Source organism: Burkholderia sp. Bp8986 (genome assembly GCF_003854225.1).
Classification (GTDB): Bacteria; Pseudomonadota; Gammaproteobacteria; order Burkholderiales; family Burkholderiaceae; genus Burkholderia.
Window position 1 is genome coordinate 103,203 of record NZ_QTQM01000020.1, and the last position, 18,584, is coordinate 121,786.

The following is an 18,584-nucleotide window of genomic DNA, read 5'->3' on the forward strand; positions in this document are numbered from 1 at the left end:
TGGGCACAGCGCGTGAATTGCGCAGGTGGATCGGTGGCGCTGGAAGGGGCTTGCTGGACCTCCAAGCAAGGCGCCACGTAGAAGCCGACATGCTTTGTGATCCCTTCAACTTCGTTCGTGGTCAGGGGCCGCCGAGCACCTTCAGTGCTGCAGTCTTCGGATCGCCATAGAAGATCGGGTCAACGTGTTCCATGATATCGGCGCTGACGTCTAGGAAGTTCCGCTTGTTCTCGATAGGAATCAACGCGCGCTTCGCGCCGTTATCCTTGGCAACCTGGAGCGGTTCGGTGAGTGAACGCAGCGGCTTGATGTTCCCTTGTACACTCATATCGCCCAGGATAAGGAGGGCCGGATTGACAGGGGCCTTACGCAGTGCGGAGTAGCACGCGACAAAGAACGCCACCCCCAGCTCGGCCTCGACCCGGTTCGCCAATAGGTCGATGACTTCAACATGGAAGTCGGCGACGTCGAAGTCGCGAGCTATACCGAGTTCCGATTTCTTCGCCTGCAGAAAGCTGAAGGCGCGTTGCACCGACTCCTTCATAGCGCCCGCAACACCCCCGGCCAGCCTCAGCTTGCCGGTGCCATTTGACATCGATACCTCAACACGGTACAGGCCGACGGTTCCATCTGAGGTCACACCAGCGCTGTATGCGGTGCCAGGCGGCAGCGGGTCGGTTGAGATCAGGTCACGTCCGCCCTGCTCGGGTACGCCGACGAACCGTTCCTCTCCGCTTTCCTGCAGCGTGTAGCTGAAGGACGTGTGGTAATACTCGAAGGCGCCCATCTTCTTGAGCTGTTCCTTTACGCGTCGCCGCCCCTCAAGGGCAAGCTCGAGGATTTCCCCGAGCTCGTCCCGTGTCACCTCACCATGCGGATACAGGATCTTCATCAGGCCCGAGACGGTCTTGCGGACGGCCTTCCGGTCGCGGGCGTTGAGGTGAGCGCCAAGAGAGAAATGCCGGTCGATGATCTCTGTGAAGTTGTGCTTCCGCATCTCGCGGAGCGCCTCGGCGAGGTAATCAACGACGAAGCCATAATGGTTCGTGAAGAGATCATTCCGCATCTTCGGAATCTCCCAGCCCGGGAGATAGAAGTGCAAGCGGTCGATGAACGCCATGTCGTCGCGGATGATGTCCGGCATAGGGGCGAACAGATGGCCTGTTTGCACCATTACGTCCACTGGCTGATTGGTGTTACCGAACATTGCGATGCTAGCGTCGCCGGATACCGCCTCCTGGCCGCGCTGGAAAGTGCCGGATTCACAATAGGTCTTCATCGTTGTGATGACTTCCTTCGGCATCTTCTGCAAATCGGCCACTTCGTCGAATCCGACGACGTCCCATATCTGCACCATGCCCTTCTGCCGCCCAGACATGTGGCCAAACAGGTTTGCCACCGTGGTTCCCCCGGTGAGCAGTGCCGAGTACGGTGAAACCTCCTGCACGACGTAGCTCTTGCCGGTGCCGCGGGGCCCGAGCTCAACAAGGTTGTAGTTGCGCTCCGCAAGCGGGATGAGACGCACGAGGAATAGCAGCTTGAGGCGTCTCGACATCTCGCTGGATTCATAGCCCATGCTGCGCATTATGAGGTCGAGCCACTCATCGGTCGTGAACTCACTCCGGACACGCCGGTACTCCTCGAGGTCGAAGGTCGCGATCTGGATCGGAGTCAACTTGTCGATCCAGAAGGGGTTCTTTCCGCGCGATTCCTCGTCGTATTCGAAGCGCATGTCCAACTGCGCCCAGACACCTCCCATTACAAGGCGCTCGTAATCTCGCACGTAGTGCTCGGGGATATGCACGTTCCTGTGGCCGAAGTTCGTGACATCGGCCCAGTAATCCGAATCCACCAGGCGTACCTTCACTTTGTCGATGAACGTGTGGCGACCACGGTCCTTCACCATGGCCTGCGCCCGCATCGACTCATCCGAGCGGATGTAGTTGTTGGCCAGTGTATCGTTGACCACCTGTAGGCCCATTTGAATTGCGATCTCATCGCTCGAGGCGCAGTACTTTCCGAGGAGGAACTCGAGGACGAAGACCGGCACGTTGGCGCCGACCTTCACCTTTCGGACGAGGTCCTTGCGCACAACCTTACCGGCAAACAGGCGGTTGACTTTGTCGTCAAGCGCGTCTCGCGCCGCGGTCGCTCCGTTGCTCATGGCTTACACTCCAAGTCGAACCGGGATGTCGGTGGGCGTGCGGTAAAGTTCCGCGTCGGTCGTTGGATCCTGCACCACGATGCGCAACGAGGCCGCGCTCTCATCACTCAGCAGGAATGCGATCGTTACCGGCTTGTTGGGCTCGAGGTCCACGGTGCCCGTGGCGCGGTCGAACTGCGCGTCGACCGCCATGCCGACGGCTCCCACCTGCTTGCCAGCCGCCATCAACAGCGGCCGAACTTGAATGCCCGTTGCGCCGAGCAACATCTGCTTGGCGCCGTAAATGATTGTGACGCTGAAGATGCGATTGGTCACCGCCTCCGGGACCCCAGTCGCTTCGATCGGGCCCGCCGAGGGCAGCGCCAACTCGCGCACCTTCGTGCGCACAGTCAGCACGGGGATGACAACTTCCTGGAGCGAAGGCCCGCCGTGGTGAAACGCGAGGTCGCCGCCCGCCTTAAAGACCCCCGACGCTGCAGGAAACACGAGCTCCAGGTCGGAGGCGTAGCCGAGCGATGACGCCGACACGCGTACTGATCCGGGCGGCGTGGCGCCGCCCCGCCCGATCCAGCAGCGCCGATGTAGCTCCACCGTGTCGCCGCCGGGGGCGTCGGTGCGCATCGATTCGTCGCGGTCGTTGGCGAAGAACAGATGGCCGTGGTCCGCTGTGACTACGGAATGCTCGATGCCTGCTGCCGCGAGCTTACGGATCGCGCGTGCAAGGTTGTCAATGACGGTGTCCATCACCTGCCGCGCTTGGAAGGTGAAACCGGTCTCGCCAGCATGGTCGATCTCTTGCGACCGGACTACGACAACCTGTGCCCCATCGAGCTTCTTCATTAGCTTCGAAGGCTGGAGGCTCAAGAGCTCGTCGAGCGCCAGGTCGACCAGCTTGGGAACACGCGCGGCCGAGTGCTTCTTCCGACTCGCGAGGTCAGGTAGGAAGCTGTCATCAATGCGGGCGCCGAGCTTGCCTCCTTGCTCGACGAGCGAGAAGCTCGCAGAGGCGCCGGGCTGTAGCGCCGCCATGCCGATGGGCGTGATACTGGGCAGTGCGCCGACGGCCGCACGAACGGAGACCTCAGAGGTCTTCGGTAGGCGCTCCGCGAGCTCGACGCCCATCTCGAAACGCATGGCGTCGATCATGAAGTAGGCGACGGGCTTTGGCCTTTCGGCGACGACCTCGCTCCAGATACGCGTTTGGTTGAGCGCACCAGGGACGGTCCACCCGGCCCTGGCGAGCGCGCTTGTGAACCCCTCAGCCATTGCGTGGCAGGCGTCCTCGTAGGCACGGCGGACGATGCCCAGTGGTCGCTCCTCGGGCTCCTCGTCGAGGTTTGCGACCCATGCTTCGAGGCGCCGCTGGGCCTGATCGAGACGGAACCAGCCATCCTTCGACACGTAGCTGTCCAGCCACACAGACGCGTCCCCTGAAGTCTTACTGACCGCCTTCCGCACTTCCACCGCCACGTCACCCAGATCGGCCATGCGCCGAGTGGCTTCCCATTGGGCCTTCCTGCTGACGTCACGGTCAAGCCAGAAGCTCTGCTCTCGATCGGCAACGAGCTCCAGCGCCTCACTAAACCTGTTGTTCGAAATGAGGTCACCCGCGTGACGAAGCATGGTGCGCTCCTCGAAGCGGAAGGTGCTAACGGTTCCGAGCCCGCCCGGCGGCAGCGTCGCGTTCTTAAGGCCCAGCTCTTCTTCGACGCGGTCGGCGAGCGCGGCGTACGCATCGGGAAAGCCAGTGCGGAGGCGCCGCGCAAGCTCGCGGACAGCAGACTCCTCATCCAGCGAGGTTGGCTTAGGGACGCTGTCTAGAGAAGCGGGGGCATCACACGACAGATCGAGGCGGAACTCCCCGGCGAGCACGTAGCGTAGCGTGATGGCCCGCAGTTTCGTGAGCGGTGCATCCGTTTGCAGCTCGAGGCCGAGACGCGCTTTCACGAGCTTCATCAGCTCGCGAATTGCCTCCTTGCTGACGATCTCCGCGTCGCGCGCGTTACTCACGAGCCAAGTGGCCAGGAGTGCATCATTGCCGCTCGAGTCGTGGAAGATGCTCTTCAGGATCGAAGGTGGCTCCGCGCCGGGGTCACCCGCCGCTGCATGTGCGACGTCCTCGTAGGAAACCGCGCGGTCGAAGGGCAGCATCTCGTCGACGACACCGAGCGTGTACTTTTGAAGCAGAACGTTCTTCGCAAGTTGCTTGAGATGCGGCTCCCACGTCGTGCCGGCCTTCTCCAGCTCCATAAGGACGGAGGCGTGATGGTCGCGGACGACGTTCGGCATGTAAATGATGATAGCGCCTGGAGTGTCGCTGCTCACGTGCGGTTCGACGACCGCGCGCAGTTCGAACATCGATCCGGCGTACTCGGCAAGGCGCGCTTTCGTGCCTTTGACGTCAACCGGAACGGGGTCGCTTTCGCTGCGAGGACCGCCCCGCACTTCCTCGACGAAGGACTGGAACTCGCCGCGCTCGTCGTACCAGACGACGACGCGATGGGATTTGAGCTTTCCGGCGAGCTGCTTCGCCACGTAGTCGTGAAGCGGGTGCATCAGGCGTTTCCTCCCTCAACAGCAATCTTGCGGCGACCACCACGACCGCGCCCGGCGTTCCCGGTTGCGGCGGGCGCTTCAAGTAGGTTCTTGAGCGCGGACTTCACGGCGGGCGAAGTACTTTCGCGGATGAGCTCCTCCACACTGCGCGTCGGCGTCTTGCGTGCGGTCCACTTGCCGTCAGTTCCCTCCGCCCAGAACACGTCCTCAAGGCCGTGAGCCACGGCGAGACTCCTGTCCTTCGCGCACTTCGGAATCACACGCTCTGGCCAAAGGTGAAACGCGAGGTGAGCCCAGTCGTACTTGCCCTCGCAGAGCGCCTCCCATGTGGACTTCAGCTCCTTCTGCCAGGACCTGTTCTGCGGTACGAGCCGCCAAAGCGGCGCGAAATTGATGACGACGCCGTCGTCGAGGTTCGGGTTCCAGAGCGGCGCTACGCGCTTCACCTCTTCGAGGAAGGCGCGTAGCTCTTCCACAAAGCTTTCCTGAGCAGCCAGGGTTTTGCGCTGGACAGCGGTCGCTCGGTCACTCAACTCGCTGGCTAGCGACTCGAGGCGGCGCTCTTCGTGCGCGAGCTTCGGGACGGCGTAGTCGTTCTGGACGCGAAAGAGGGAGTCCTTGCTGAAGGCGTGGATGTAGAGCCACACGGAGTAGCTCGCTGAGGGAGTCGCGAGCTGCCAGTAGACGGGGGCGCGCCGCTTGCTACTGGAGTACATCTGCGCGTGTGCGGACATAAACTCTGACCGAACGTAAGCTCGGTAGGTGGTAACGATGCCCTCAGATGCGATTCCCGCTAATTGGTCAAGCAGCTCAACGGTGAATCCCGCTCCTGCAAGTCTTGCGGCGAGATCCAACGCACTTCCGTCGTCATCAACGCAGAGGATCCCGTCGCCCGTACAGGCGGAGCGAGTTGCTATGGACGCTTTACCTTCCTCGGCGCTCGAAGTTTTCCCCCAACGGCCAGCGAGTGCGCCGAACGCGACGCTTAATGCAGCACGTGCAGTTTCTCGATACTCAAGGTCAGCCTGCCCCGTCCCCGCAAATGGGCTCTCCCTCAAGGGGTTCCAAAAGTCGGGCTGCTTGACGTCACTAGGGGTAGTAGGCTCGAATCCGACGTCGCTGTTCAAAAATGCCGATACTCCATCGGGCAGTCGGTCTTTGAAGTAAGCTGCTTCGACTGCAGCATTTACTGCGCGCGCGCATTGAACTTGTTGCCCCCAAGTTTCACAGATGGCGTGATGCAAGGCCCTCAGCGCCGATGCCCCGTCATCGCAATGCAGCACGCGAAACCAAGGGGTCGCATCAAAGAACGAAGCCGTCTCAATAGACGCCTCGATTGCCTCGTGCACACGGTGTGATGCCCGCGCGCGCAAAGCCAGGTCGGAAGCCTGATTCAAGTCTGGAATAGGCATCGCCGCGACAAGGGATTCGTTGTACTGACGTGCAAGACCTGAGCTTGCTCGGGCGAGCCCGACGCGCAGTAGCCCGGCAAACAGGCGCGAGTTGGTCACGGCGAGCAGAGCGAACCAGACGTCGTCTGCGACTATCTCATGCGAGAAGATGCAGCAGCCTTTGGTGTCGAATCCTGAGGGCATGGGCTGAAGAGCGGGCGCGAATTCGCGATGTGTGCGCGATGAATATGTCAGCCCGGGTTTGCCAAAATACTGAGTATTAGTAATCTGCTTTGACCAAGTTCCGTAGAGCTTGGCGCTGTAGGCTTTAATTTCCTTGCCTTCGTCCAACCAGTTGACCACGAGGTCGCTGTCCACAAAGTACGGGGAATATCCCCCTCCCTTGGAATAGAGCAACCACGTGTCGGATTCGGGCGCCACCTCCCAGCGTAGCCGAAGAAAACGGAAGTTGTCCGATGTCCCGATTCCCTGTTTTGCAACAAATTTTCTCTCGGCAAGAGAGGGGTGCGTCTCGTAAAGCCCGACTAACTCCTCAGGAAGTCGATATGCAAACGTGCTGCCGGGCAACTTTGAAAGTGTGGCTCGGCGCAGCGACTTCCATCCCTCAGGCAGATCAGCGTGACCGTGGCCCATTCGCAATCTTGCCAGTTTTTGCTCGCGATCCTCACCGCTTGCTTCGGCGCATAGTACCGCGTCCGTAGACTTGCCGATGACCACGCACGCGCACTCCACGGCCGCATCGAGAACACCTTCCCCAAGATCGAGGAAGACTATGGCGCCGGAGCCTTCGGCCAAGAGCGTGTCTTGCCGCCACCGTTCGAGCGAGGTTAAGAAGTAGCCAGACCGGGAACTCAGACAACCAACCAATCCATCTGGGGCAAGCTCAACGGCGCGGTCGATAAATGCCGCGTATAGCTCCGTCTTCGCACTACCGTAGTGCGAGAAAATGTATTCCTTTGCGCCCTTCGGCGGATCACCAAAGGGTGGATTCATTAGTATGACGTCGTATTTTTCTTGAACGGTTTCCAGCATTCCGAGACCGTGCGACGCATCATCTGCGAACAGGCGTTTGCGGGTGCTTTGTCGATTCGTTTGCGAAAGGAACTGGGCTAGCGTTTTGCGAATGCGTTCTGCCGGCGGGGCGAACAGATTCGCAGTCTCACCACGACGCGCCTGCCGTACGATAAGTTTTTCCGCCCGTAGGAGGATCCCTGTCTCTCCGCAAGTTTGCAGCGCGTTCGAGAGTTCAGTGAACACGCGTGCGAGCTCGGCATCACCGAGGTCGGCGACAAACTCCCTGGCAATCTGCTCGTCGGAGACGAGCGGCTCGGCTACCACGATGTTCGATCGACGGATCTGCGCACGCTCGGCGCGACCGACGCCGAAATCTCGGTGCGCCCTCTGAGCGCGCATCCACAGAGCTAGCTGGGCGATCTGTGCGCAGCGCGGGTCGATGTCCACGCCGTGGAGGTTGTGGGCGAGGATCAAGCCCGGGACGGCCTTTCGGAGCTCCTCAACGCTTAGATAGTCCTCCGCCAGCGTGCGGCGCGTGGATTCGCTCTGGGGGCTTTCTGGATCGGCGTGCGCCTCCTCGTAGATGGCGAGTAGGAGGTCGAAGGCGTAGAGCAGGAAGTGCCCGCTGCCGCACGCCGGGTCGAGCACACGCAAGTCGCGCGGATCCTTTTTCGCCCGCGGGGCGAATACTTCGCAGGGTTTGCGGATCATGTACTCGCACTGATCGGCAAGCACGGTCTTCGCGCCGCGCATCTCGTACCAGATGCGCCCGAGCGTGTTGTCGGTCAAGAATTGGACGACGTAGCGGGGCGTGAAGAATTGGTTGCGAACGGCCAGCTCGCGGCTGTTGCGCGGCGCTTGGCTCTCCTCGCGCATCTTCCGACGCTCGTCCTGCCCGTTGAAGAATTGGTAGACCCACCCTATGGTCTCGTCCTCGCCCCAAACGCCGGCAAGCTCCGAGGTGTTCAGGATCTCGAGGAGCTGCTCGAATGTCGCGCGTTTTGGCCAGAGCACGCTCGACGGATCGCGGCGATCGAACAGGACCTTCACCTCAGTCGACAGCTCGTCGAAAAGCGACTCAATGTAGATCCGGTAGCCTGCGCTGTTGGGTAAGAGCGGCAGCCCTGGCGCCATGCCGCTGAATTCGAGGTATCCGGCCGATTGCTCGCCCTTGGTGATACATTCCTGCACGAGCTCGCGCGCTTCCAGCATCTTGAGCGCGACGAAGCGATTGAGCGTGGTGAAGGCGGCGTCACGCAGGTAGTCTGCGACCGAGGCCTCGGCGCCCATGCCGGCGGCACGCTTGTGCTCGATGGCGGCGACGATGCGCTCACGCTGGAACGCTTGGCGAACCGACAGGTGGCCACCCGCCCGGGCGGCGAGCGTGCCATCCCTGTGCACATCGAAGTCCCCCTCGAGCTGGATGCCGAAGTCCTCCTCGAGGACCTTCCGAGCTCGCTGGGTGGCGCGTTCGATGGCGTTGCGTGTGTCTTTGTCCACTCTTGCTGACTCCCCCTACTGGATGATGACTTTCTTGCCAGCGCCGATGAGCCGCGCGCACTCCTCGCGCACACCGTCGAGCGCGGCTTCGAGCTGCTCCTCCGTCTCAATGCCTCCCGCGAAGTAGCTACCGACGTTCATGGTGACGACTCGCTCGCCGTCGATGATACGTCGGAGCTCCGCGACGGCTGTGCGAAGGCGCCCCTCACAAGCATCGCGGTCGGCGCGCAGCTGCCCAATAGGCACATTTTTGTCCTCACGCTTTTGTCCGCGCTCAAAGGGTTCGGCAAGCCGGCATTGCTGGTCTTCGACGATCTCCGTCCAACCCGGCGTCTTTGCGAGCTTTTCGAAGGCCTTGGTGTAGGCGACAACGCGGGCATCGAGTGCCTCGTCAAAGCGGCGGCTGTACTCGGTCTCGATCGTCTTGGTGTGCTGCTCGATCGATGGTAGCTCCTTGAAGAATGTCTCGCGTGCGAGGAGATCTTCGAGCGACCATGCGCGCGTGCGCAACTCGTCGGATATGTCGGGCTCTTGGCTCAGGAAGTTCCAAAGCGCGTTTTGAGCCTTACGCGCGCGCTCGAGATCATGAAGGCGCGGCTCGGAGAGCACTTGTGCGAGTTCGACCGCCCGCTTAATTGCTTCCTTGATGGCGCGGTAACTCGTGTTGAAGGTCGCGATTGCGTTGTCCTCCGAGCCACGGAGGATGGCCTTCATATGCCCGAGGGCATCGTCCAGTACCAGCCCTCCCGGCAAGCGATGGGCGTTCAGGATTGTGAGCGCTGCGGAGACGGTATCTTCGTTGCGCACAATTTCCTTGCGAAGTTCCGCGACGATCGCGCTCGCGTTCAGCTCCTTCACCTCGCTGCCGAAGGTATCGCGGTAGGCGTCTGAGGCTTTCACCAGCTCCTCGAATTCGATACCCTTCTTCGGACGGAACGATGCCTGGCGGAAGAGGTTGTTGTTTGAGAATGTGTCACGGGCCTCCACCCCTGTGACCGTGTCGAGCGTCTGCCCCTTGCTGGTCGCCTCGATCTTCCCGGCACGCAGGAGTGACAGAACCAGCAGGCGCACGACCTCGAAGTCCCAGCCGAACGGTTCCCTCGCAAACTCGTCGGTGAGATAGCGACCGCTTGCGGTGTCGCCGTAGTTCGCGCGCTCCTCGATGCGGTCGAGGACTTCCTTCAGCGGTCCGCTATCGGTGCGGAAGACCGTCTTGCCCTTCTCGTCACGTAAAAGGCCAATACTGCCGAACACGCTCGGCAAGCCTTGAAGGTTCTCTGCAATGAAGAGGGCGTCAGTGCCCTTTTTTACCTCAGTCGCCTTGGCGGCAGCCTCTTTGAAGCGGTCGAATACGTCGGGCAGCGCCTGCCCGAGCACCTCGGCAGCGGTCTTGCCGACGTCGACGGCGCGGTCAGTCGGGCTGCGGTCGTTACCGCGGAAGTAGATGAGACCCGAAAGGCACGCGGCACGGAGAAGGCGACGGAGCTCGTCGCTGTGGCGGCGAAGACGAACACGTTCCTCAGCGATGAGTGCGGGCGTGTCCTCGCCCTTCGTTTCGCGTTCTTTGCGCGCGAGCATCTCCTTGCTGCGGTACAGCTCCACTGTCTCGCGGTCGATGGAGCCGGTCAGGCCGATAGCCCAAAAGATGTTCTTGCGCTCGTGCTGGCTGCGCGTTCGCAGCTCGGCTGCAAGTGCGTCGAATTCTTTCCCGTCTTCGGCGAGATGGGTCTGGAACATCATGTCGCCGCCCGTGATCTCGCGGCCATGGATGGCAAGGCCAGCCTTGAAGGTCTTGGTGTCGAATAGCGTATATGACGGCTGCGGCTGCCAGAATGCGGACAACACCTCCGAGTAGAGGCGGTGTGAGTCAGCGGGCTTCGGGCTAATACCGTTGCGCAGGCGCTCCCAGTCGTCCTCGGCAGGCGTCGGGATGCGATATCCGTCGTCGCCGTGGCGTACCTTGTGTGCCATCTCGAGTTCGCGCAGGGCTTCCTTCACAGATGCGAGTTGCGAGTCGGCGCTAACGCTGCCGTGCAAAGCTGCTGCGATGTTTTCTGCGCTGCGGTGGACGCTCTTCACATACTGGAGCAAGCAGATCACTTTCGCGACCGACTGCGCGAGCGGGTGGATCAGCTCCTTCGAGATAGCTGCGATCTTCGCGCGGACCTCGGAACCAATGTTACCTTCGACGAGGTCGTAGACATGGTCGAGACGCACGAGGTCGCCGAGCTTTGCATCCGCAAGGTTCACCGCCGGGTTGATTAGAAGCTGCTGCGCGAGCTTAATGATGGTGCGGTTTGCACCGCCGACGTGTTTGCTCGCTCCGCCCTGCGTGCGTAGGCCCGAGACGACCTGGATGATAAGATCGATCTGGTACGGTAACAGCGGGTACAAGTCGATGAAGGTTTCCCGCGACAGTTCCGGAAGCCTAATGTCGGCGCTGAGTCGGGTGTGCTGCGTAAGCCGGCCACGGTGTTCGTCGAAGATTTTCCCGAGAGCGATTTGCGCGGTGGCATTCTTCGATAGTACGCGGCGGCTGGTGACCTCCGAGATATCCGATGGCTCGAGGTGGACTTGAAGCGGGAATCGGTCCATCAAGCGAGCCAGCTCAATCTTCTTGTCGTCGAGGCCGCTGACGAGCTCGCCAAGCTTCTCCTGGGAAGTCACGACGACCCAATGCTTTCCTCGGCCCTTTACGCCGAGGCTCTGTACAACGGCTTGCAGGTCGAGCATCTTCTGGACATCTCGTGCAACGAACTGTCCGACTTCGTCGACCACGAACATCAGTGACATCCCGGGTTTGCGGCGTTTCATCAGCTCGCCCGCACGCTCGGCGAGTTTCCCCGGCGTGATGTCGGCCTTGTTCTTGACGGCCTTCACCCACGAGTCAGCCATCGGGTACGTGTCGGGATCGAGGCTGTGGAGTACCCGGCTCGCCTCGGAGAGCGCGAAAGCGATCTTGCCCTTCTCGATGGACCAGTCCTTCTTGAAGAGCTGCTTGTACTCTTCCTCGAAGCGCGCGAGCTGGCCCTTCTCCTCGAGTCCGATTTCCAGCTCTGAGAGATCAAGATCCTTCGCGTAGCCTAGGCTTTGGAGGAAAAGCCCGTACATGATCTCGGTCAGAGTCTGATTGCCGCTGCGGATGCCTCGGTCCGTCGAGACGTCGAAGATGACAGCATGAGTCGGGATCTTCTCGTTGATAGTTTTCAGTAGAACCGAGAGCGTCTTGTCGCCGGCGCGTGCGGCGAAGCGCTCGGCGGCAGACTCGCCCGCGACGGTACGGTTTGCGATGGAAAGTCCGAGCATCTTGGCGAAGCTTGACTTCCCGGAGCCAAAAAAGCCCGAGACCCAGATGGCGATGCCCTCGTGCGGCTTGTTTGGCGTTTCGCGGTAGGAGTCGAAAACGGCCGTGTAGTGTGAGCGGATCGCGTCAGTGACGACATACTCGTTGAACTCGTCCCGGATGATCTCGTCGTCGGTCTGGTCGACCTTGATGACTTCTTCGATTCGACGGTGAATGTCGTTGGCGAAGAGTGTATTGATGGTCGTGTTCGTCGTCATCGTCGATAGTCTTCAGAAGATCTTCGGGCGGTAGTTGTGCTCGGCATCGAGCACACCCATAAAACGGAGGCCCGCCGCGCCATCTAGGTCGCCGGGGTAGAAGAGAACGGTCGGAACGTGGACGCGGCCTTTAAGCTGCTCGAGAAGCGAGAATGTCCGGTACATTGGGAAGAGCGAGCCGGTACGTAGAATGAATACGACGTCCCGCTGTGGATCGGGGTCTTCTGGCATGCGCGCGGCCACGAGGTCGACGAGCGGTGAGTACTCCGAGAGCACGGAGTGAACAGTCTCGACGATAGTTTCTACGCCTTGCTCGCGCTCGGCGGTGAACCACTCATCCAGCGTCCTCTGGGACCTCATCGCGTCGTCGAGACACTCGGCGAGCGAGATGCGCTTCACGCGTTTGCCCTTTTGGGAAAGTCGCGTCTCGAGAAGGACCACCTGCTTACGCAGGTGGAACTCTTCCTCAGGATCGTAGCGAAACAGTGCGTACGGCATATCGTGGTACGCGCTGATGCGCTGCCGGGGGTCGGTTAGCTCGAGGACGGGCTCGAGGTTCTGCTTGATGCGCTGTTCGAGGTCACTCATGCAACCATCCTCTCTGCGTAATCTTGACAATTCGTGCAGGGTAGACTTAGCTGCACGAGGCTGCCGGCCACGTGGTATTCGAGCTTGCGGTATTGGTGGAGCCGTAGCAGCTCGTGCTCAACATCGGCGGGGCGCATGAGAAACAAGCGCCACTCGCACGACGCGATGACCTTGCTGGGGCTCAGCTTCTCGTCGCGCATCGCGTGGAGTATGTAGAGGAAGCTCTTCTCCGGCAGGTGGACCGAAGCGAATTCCTTGGTGATGGAGCCACGCAGAAGGCCGAAGTCGACGGCAATCTTTAGTAGGCCGGCCGCGACTCGTTTCTTGGTTTGCTCGGACCAAGTGTGCTCGGTGGTTCCGTCGCGCTTGGCAATGCTGCTGAGATACTCCACGACGTCTTCGCTGCGGAGGCGGAAGACGCCGGCATCGTATGCGTCGAAGAGCCAGGTCTCGATAAAGTCGCGGACGAGGAACTCGTCGCGTGTCATGTGCCAGAGGAGCAATGGCTTCCACTCTTCGACTGGTAGCCCATGCTGCGCGAGCATGACAAGGGGACGGTCACGACCTGCGGGGTCAAAGCGGCGGTTCAGCACCTTGGCTACGTCGCGCAGCCAAGTCGCGCTTCTGGCACCGATGAAGTTCTCCTGCTTTAGACGATCGAGGTTCTCGCGTTTCGAACGCGCGAAGTCCCACGCCGAAAAGATGGCGTAGGTTTCGTCAATCATCGCGCCTTTGATGACGGTAAACGAGGAGACGACATTGGCGCGGGAGTTCGTCGTCATGTGTCGGTCAGCCTGGCATATGGAACCGCCAGGGCCCCCGGTTCACCACGCGCAAAACCAAGAGCAAGCATCGCGACATCACGATCAGTCCCGCCATAGACACTGGGCAGCGGTACGGTGCGACCTTCTGCCGAGCGGCGCAATTTCGCGTAGGCGTCGAGATCGGCCTCGGTCACCAGCTCAAGGCTATGAAGCATCTCAATCAAGTCCGCGCTGCCGAGCGTCTCGATCCGCTCGAAGAAGGGACTCCAGTCGCTTGCATGATCAAGCCAATTCTCCCAGCGCGCATCGAAGTCCTCTTCGAGCTCCTCGGGCAGTTTCCAGAGCGTCACGCAGCCGGGGGGGTTGAAGACCTCATCGCATCGTTGAGCGGCGACGGCGAAGACCGAACGAGCTTGCGCGAAACGATATGTGCGGGGGAATCCGCGTCGCAGCACTGCTGCGCCCAGCCTTCCTAGCTGGCCCTTGGTGTTCCACCAGCGAGCGTTGTCGAGCTCCCCAAAGCGCGCCACAACGATGCGGAGCTGGAGTAGTTTTTCAAGTTCAATCATGCGTCACGCACTCCAAGGTGCCGCTTCGTCGTACATTACGACGCCCCGTGTTATCTGGTCCTTCATCCCGCATCAGCCAGATTGCTGCCGCTGCCGGCCGACTGGCGCGGTCTCGTCAATGTTTATCTGGGGCGAATGATACAGCAACCCCTTGCGACGGGGCGCATGAGCACATTGCGCAGGACCGTGCTGCAATCAATTGCACGGCTCATCGCGTGGTGTTCAAGCTGCGGCTCGATCACGCACACGCATGATGACTTGGCGTGCTACCTCGTACTCTTTGGCGAGCGCGTAGACGGTCGCGCCACATGCAAGGCGTTGCCGCACTTCCGTCTGCTGCTCATCTGACAGTGCCGAGGGGCGACCTAGCTTGCGGCCTTCAGCCTTTACACGCTGCAAGCCCGCCTGCGTGCGCTCGACGAGCAAATCGCGTTCGAACTGCGCGACGGCCGTCAGAACGCCCATCGTCATCTTGCCGGCGCTCGATGTCAGGTCTACGCCGCCAAGCGCCAAGCAATGAACCCGGGCGCCCATTTCCGCTAAGCGTTGCACGGTCTGCTGCACGTCGATGGCGCTGCGGCCGAGACGATCGAGCTTCGTCACTACCAGCGCGTCGCCCTCTTCGATGCGGTCCAACAGTTTTTGGAAACCTGGTCGCTCATTGGCGGGCACGCCGCCCGAAATGTGCTCGGCGATCGTACGCTTGGCCGTGACATCGAAGCCAGCAGACTTGATCTCGGCTATCTGGTTCTCCGGATGCTGATCGATCGTGGTGACACGGCAGTACGCGAAAATGCGGCTCATGACTCCCCCCGCTTAGATTGCACTTGATTGCACAACCACAGTCCGTGCACGTGCTGTACTAAAACAGCCTGTATTTTAGTACAGGGGGGCAGAGGTTAAAGATATAGTTTTCGTACCTGGTGAATGACGGGCGTGGCGATGAGTGTGTAACCGGTCGTTTTAGAGCGAGCAAGGAATTCGGCTTGATGCCGCTCGTGATTGCAATCAATTGCACCGGCAGGCGAGCTGGTTCATCAGAGGCATAGGGCTGCAATTAATCGCAATCAGGAGGCGCGCTCGTGGATTATCGTGAGGGTGAACTCACTCATTCTGCACCTATGTCAGTCATTCCCCGTCGATAACTACATGTAGAAGCCGTACCGAATCTGCGGCATTTCACTGTCTTCGAGGTATTTCATGATCTCCCCAACTTTCCGCGCGCAACCGAGCGTGACCGGGTATTTCCCATCGAACTGCGTATTGTTCCAGTTCATCTTGGTCAGTCCGAGCATCTCCTTCGCGATGAAGGAAGGTGACTCCTCGGAGCGGACGATTCGCAACTCAATGGGCTGGGGGATGTAGAGTCCAGTGTAGGTCTGGTAATACCAGACGGAGCCCCGCGTGTAGAAAATGTGCCGCTGGTCATCCAGGCCCATCCGGGTGCCGCGGTAGGGCGGATAGTTCCCTTCACGGAACAGGCGCAGCTTGGAATCGATAACTGTCACCAGGTCGAGGGTGTCGACCCGCAGATCCTTCGCAGCCCCTGCGAGACCGTCCACTTCGTCCGCAGAGAAGTTCGATGACTTGTGTACCACGATCCGAGCGGGATAATTGCGCAGGGCAACCCGATACTCGGTCATCGCCGCCGTCAGCAGGTCGTAGGCCTGATTGGCAGTGAGGTGGGGGACGCGGTCATCGCGGGTCATGTCCACTGGCGTTCCACGCAGGATGAGCCCGTTACCGAGTTCGTCAAAGATCTGGGCAAGGCTGGTATTGAGAATCTGCCGGTCGCGGCTGCGGTAGAACGCAATACCCACTGCACATGAACTGGGCCGACTGGGTTCCGGTTTCAGCTTCCACGGCACGCGTGGCCCGGCCTTGTAATAGAGTGCCGTGCAAAAATTCCAGGCCTTTGTCGCATCATCCTGCTGGCCCGAGCTGTTACTTTCGAGTGAGACCGCGCGCACGAGTTGCAATGGCTTGCCGAGGTGCATCGCGCGAGCCTTGAGTGCACGTCGGAAGTTCAGCTCTGCCGCGACCTCCACACTGGCTTCGAGGCTCTCCTCCAGCGGTCCGAACTCCTCGGTTGAGATCGCCTTGTAGAGATTCTCGGGGACAACGCAGACGACGACATCCACCGGTCGATTCTGTGTCAGGAACTTGATGTGCTCGTAGTACAGCTCGATGGCCTTGGTGATGCGGTCCCGCCGATCAGCAATCGCGACAATTTCGTCGACTTCGCTCCTCTTCAACCAGCGTGCCAGATCCTGACCAAACACGAACTTCGCTTCGAATCCGGAACCCGCGTTGAACCCAGGGAACGCCACGCGCAGGTTGGGCTGCCGCGCGTTCGCTGGCGCGTCTATTTCGCCCGCGCATCGCACGATCCAGCGCTCGAAAGCCTCATTACACGTCGCGGTGCCCACACTGCCGACAATGACGTCTGAGCGTCTTGTCCCCATCGTTCGATCAAAGACGCCATAGGCCGTAATTCCACGCCGCGGACAGATATGTTCGCCGCCTGCAAACTGCAGACGGGGTTCCGGGATGTGCTCAAGTTTCATGGCGTATCAAAGAGGCCACGGATGGGGGAATCGTCATAGTCGTCCAATGGGTCACGAAGGGGCAGCCACGATTCGTCGTTTAGCACAGGATGGTTGGCAAACGAAACACTTTGGCCGAATGTGAGAAAGGACGCCGGCCCGGTCGCCGACGCGAACAGGTCCTCCCCATCCAGCGCGTTGAGCCACGCAGTGAGGAAGCGAAAGTGGTCCGACACCGTCCGGTTGACTTCCCTTCTTTTGAGCCACGTGATGCTCTGGTCGGCATACGCCGACCGCCGGTACTCGTCGCCATAGCTGAAATACCAATCCGGGGTGAGCGCCACGTACCATGCCTCGTCATTGAGCACAAAGTCGGCCGAGAATGCAAAATGCTTGCACAGGTAGGACTTGCTCGGATCGTTCTTGTTCAGCTTCCGTTCATAGACCCGACGTGTCGAGGTGCGCTGTCCGATCCAGCTCTCTTCGCGAATAAACGCCCCGTCATTCATTGGGACAAAGACGAATAGCCCGTCTTTGTGCATCCACCGGACGCCGTGCTGGAACAGTTTCTCCTGAAGGGTAAAGCGAAGCAGCGACTTGAACACCCGCTCCTGATCCTCGCTTACAGGATAAAACTCGCGCGGCCGCAACGGGGTGACCGTACCCAGGTCAATCAATCTGGAAAACGGTCCCTGACTATCATCGAGGGGGTGAAACGTGATTAGTTGCTGGCCACGTACCACATAGCCTGACGGCACGCGCAGGTTCATGTTATTCAGAAGCTCGCGCACTCGACTCCGTTCGTTGCGATGACGGTTTGACTGCGTCCCCTCGAGGTCAGACCGCAAATCGCCGACGTACAGGGTCCCGGGGAAATAAACCTCGACGAGATTGAGATTCACGCGCTCAGCCGGTGTGGCGGGTGGATCGAAATCCTCGTCAGCCAGTCCGTTCGCGGTGCCACCGCGCATATAGGTCCGCGCAACTTCGAGCGCTGCGGCGAGTTGCTTCGGGTCAACTTCCGCTGCTTTCGCGCAAATGTCTCGAAAATCCCAAATGTCGTCGGCTCCTCGGAGCTGGATTCGTCCCTGCCCGACGCGGTCGAGTGCGTCCTGTGAATAGCTGGACTGCCGGCGGGTAAGCACATACATGACCAAGCGGCCATACTTTCGATCGAGGCCGTGATTGAGGCAGGTTTCGATGGTGTTCTTCACCTTGTCGAGCGAAGCGGTCCCGGTGACCTGAATCGCGATACTCGCGTCGCCGTCGGCCAGATCGATACCGGGAAAGTTGGCCCGTTCTTCACTGTTGAGATTGCGCAATCCGCGCCAACCGTACAGCTCCCGCAATATGCCCAGAACTAGGTTCTCCGACACCTTGTTGATGTCATAGTGCTGCATCGCGGACGACGCCTCGACCTGCGTCGACAGTTGCGCCATCAACTCTCTAAATTCGTTCAGAAGGTCGAGATGCTTCAAGCTGGCCTCGGGTGCCCGGATTCGGATTAAGAATGGCTATGCGTGCGCGGGCATTGCCACCAATGCTAATCCAGATTGTAGGATCCATGGCAGATTTCCCGCAGTCGGCTGCAATTGATTGCAGGATGGGTACGGATGCGCCAGCACAAAAATGTGCTGGGGTGACGATTCGTTTTGGCGACCGGTTGAGTTGGACCGCGTGCTGATGGAGATACAACGGCTCGTAGTGAAGTCGTCGAACTGACGGACTGACTCCCTGTCTCCGCGGTGAAGATAATTGAACTGCGCGATGTCGTGCAGGGGGGTGACGGTGCTGCGCGAGCGAGGGGTGCTAGCATGGAAGACGTCTGTGTACTGTTGATGTCCACGCAGAACTGACCCACCTGAGGCTGTAGTTTTCATCGAATTTTGACCCACGTGATTGAATGCCCT

At 60.2% G+C, this 18,584-nt stretch carries 10 protein-coding genes; all 10 read right to left on the reverse strand.

Features of this window, described 5'->3' with window-relative positions:
• Window positions 1–121 precede the first annotated feature (121 nt).
• Window positions 122–2,164: a protease Lon-related BREX system protein BrxL gene (gene brxL / locus DID99_RS19380; RefSeq protein ID WP_124667306.1), complete on the reverse strand. Its 2,043-nt coding sequence runs from the start codon at window positions 2,162–2,164 to the stop codon at window positions 122–124.
• Between the two features lie 3 nt (window positions 2,165–2,167).
• Window positions 2,168–4,720, reverse strand: coding sequence for a PglZ domain-containing protein (locus tag DID99_RS19385; protein WP_124667307.1), 2,553 nt, complete (start codon window positions 4,718–4,720; stop codon window positions 2,168–2,170).
• A complete protein-coding gene (gene pglX / locus DID99_RS19390; protein ID WP_124667308.1) occupies window positions 4,720–8,646 on the reverse strand; it encodes a BREX-1 system adenine-specific DNA-methyltransferase PglX in 3,927 nt (1,308 codons plus the stop codon). The genes DID99_RS19385 and pglX overlap by 1 nt, the downstream gene beginning before the upstream one ends.
• A gap of 15 nt (window positions 8,647–8,661) precedes the next feature.
• Window positions 8,662–12,207 (reverse strand): BREX system P-loop protein BrxC, encoded by a 3,546-nt coding sequence (gene brxC / locus DID99_RS19395; RefSeq protein ID WP_124667309.1) that lies wholly within the window; start codon window positions 12,205–12,207, stop codon window positions 8,662–8,664.
• Between the two features lie 12 nt (window positions 12,208–12,219).
• Window positions 12,220–12,795 (reverse strand): BREX protein BrxB domain-containing protein, encoded by a 576-nt coding sequence (locus DID99_RS19400; protein ID WP_124667310.1) that lies wholly within the window; start codon window positions 12,793–12,795, stop codon window positions 12,220–12,222.
• Window positions 12,792–13,577, reverse strand: coding sequence for a BrxA family protein (locus DID99_RS19405; protein ID WP_124667311.1), 786 nt, complete (start codon window positions 13,575–13,577; stop codon window positions 12,792–12,794). The genes DID99_RS19400 and DID99_RS19405 overlap by 4 nt, the downstream gene beginning before the upstream one ends.
• Window positions 13,574–14,128 (reverse strand): BrxE family protein, encoded by a 555-nt coding sequence (locus DID99_RS19410; protein ID WP_124667312.1) that lies wholly within the window; start codon window positions 14,126–14,128, stop codon window positions 13,574–13,576. The genes DID99_RS19405 and DID99_RS19410 overlap by 4 nt, the downstream gene beginning before the upstream one ends.
• Window positions 14,129–14,350: 222 nt before the next feature.
• A complete protein-coding gene (locus DID99_RS19415; protein WP_124667313.1) occupies window positions 14,351–14,932 on the reverse strand; it encodes a recombinase family protein in 582 nt (193 codons plus the stop codon).
• Between the two features lie 341 nt (window positions 14,933–15,273).
• Window positions 15,274–16,695 (reverse strand): hypothetical protein, encoded by a 1,422-nt coding sequence (locus tag DID99_RS19420; protein ID WP_124667314.1) that lies wholly within the window; start codon window positions 16,693–16,695, stop codon window positions 15,274–15,276.
• The gene (locus tag DID99_RS19425) at window positions 16,692–18,152 is read right to left on the reverse strand and encodes an SMEK domain-containing protein (protein WP_260444618.1); all 1,461 of its coding nucleotides are present in this window, start codon (window positions 18,150–18,152) and stop codon (window positions 16,692–16,694) included. The genes DID99_RS19420 and DID99_RS19425 overlap by 4 nt, the downstream gene beginning before the upstream one ends.
• Window positions 18,153–18,584 lie beyond the last annotated feature (432 nt).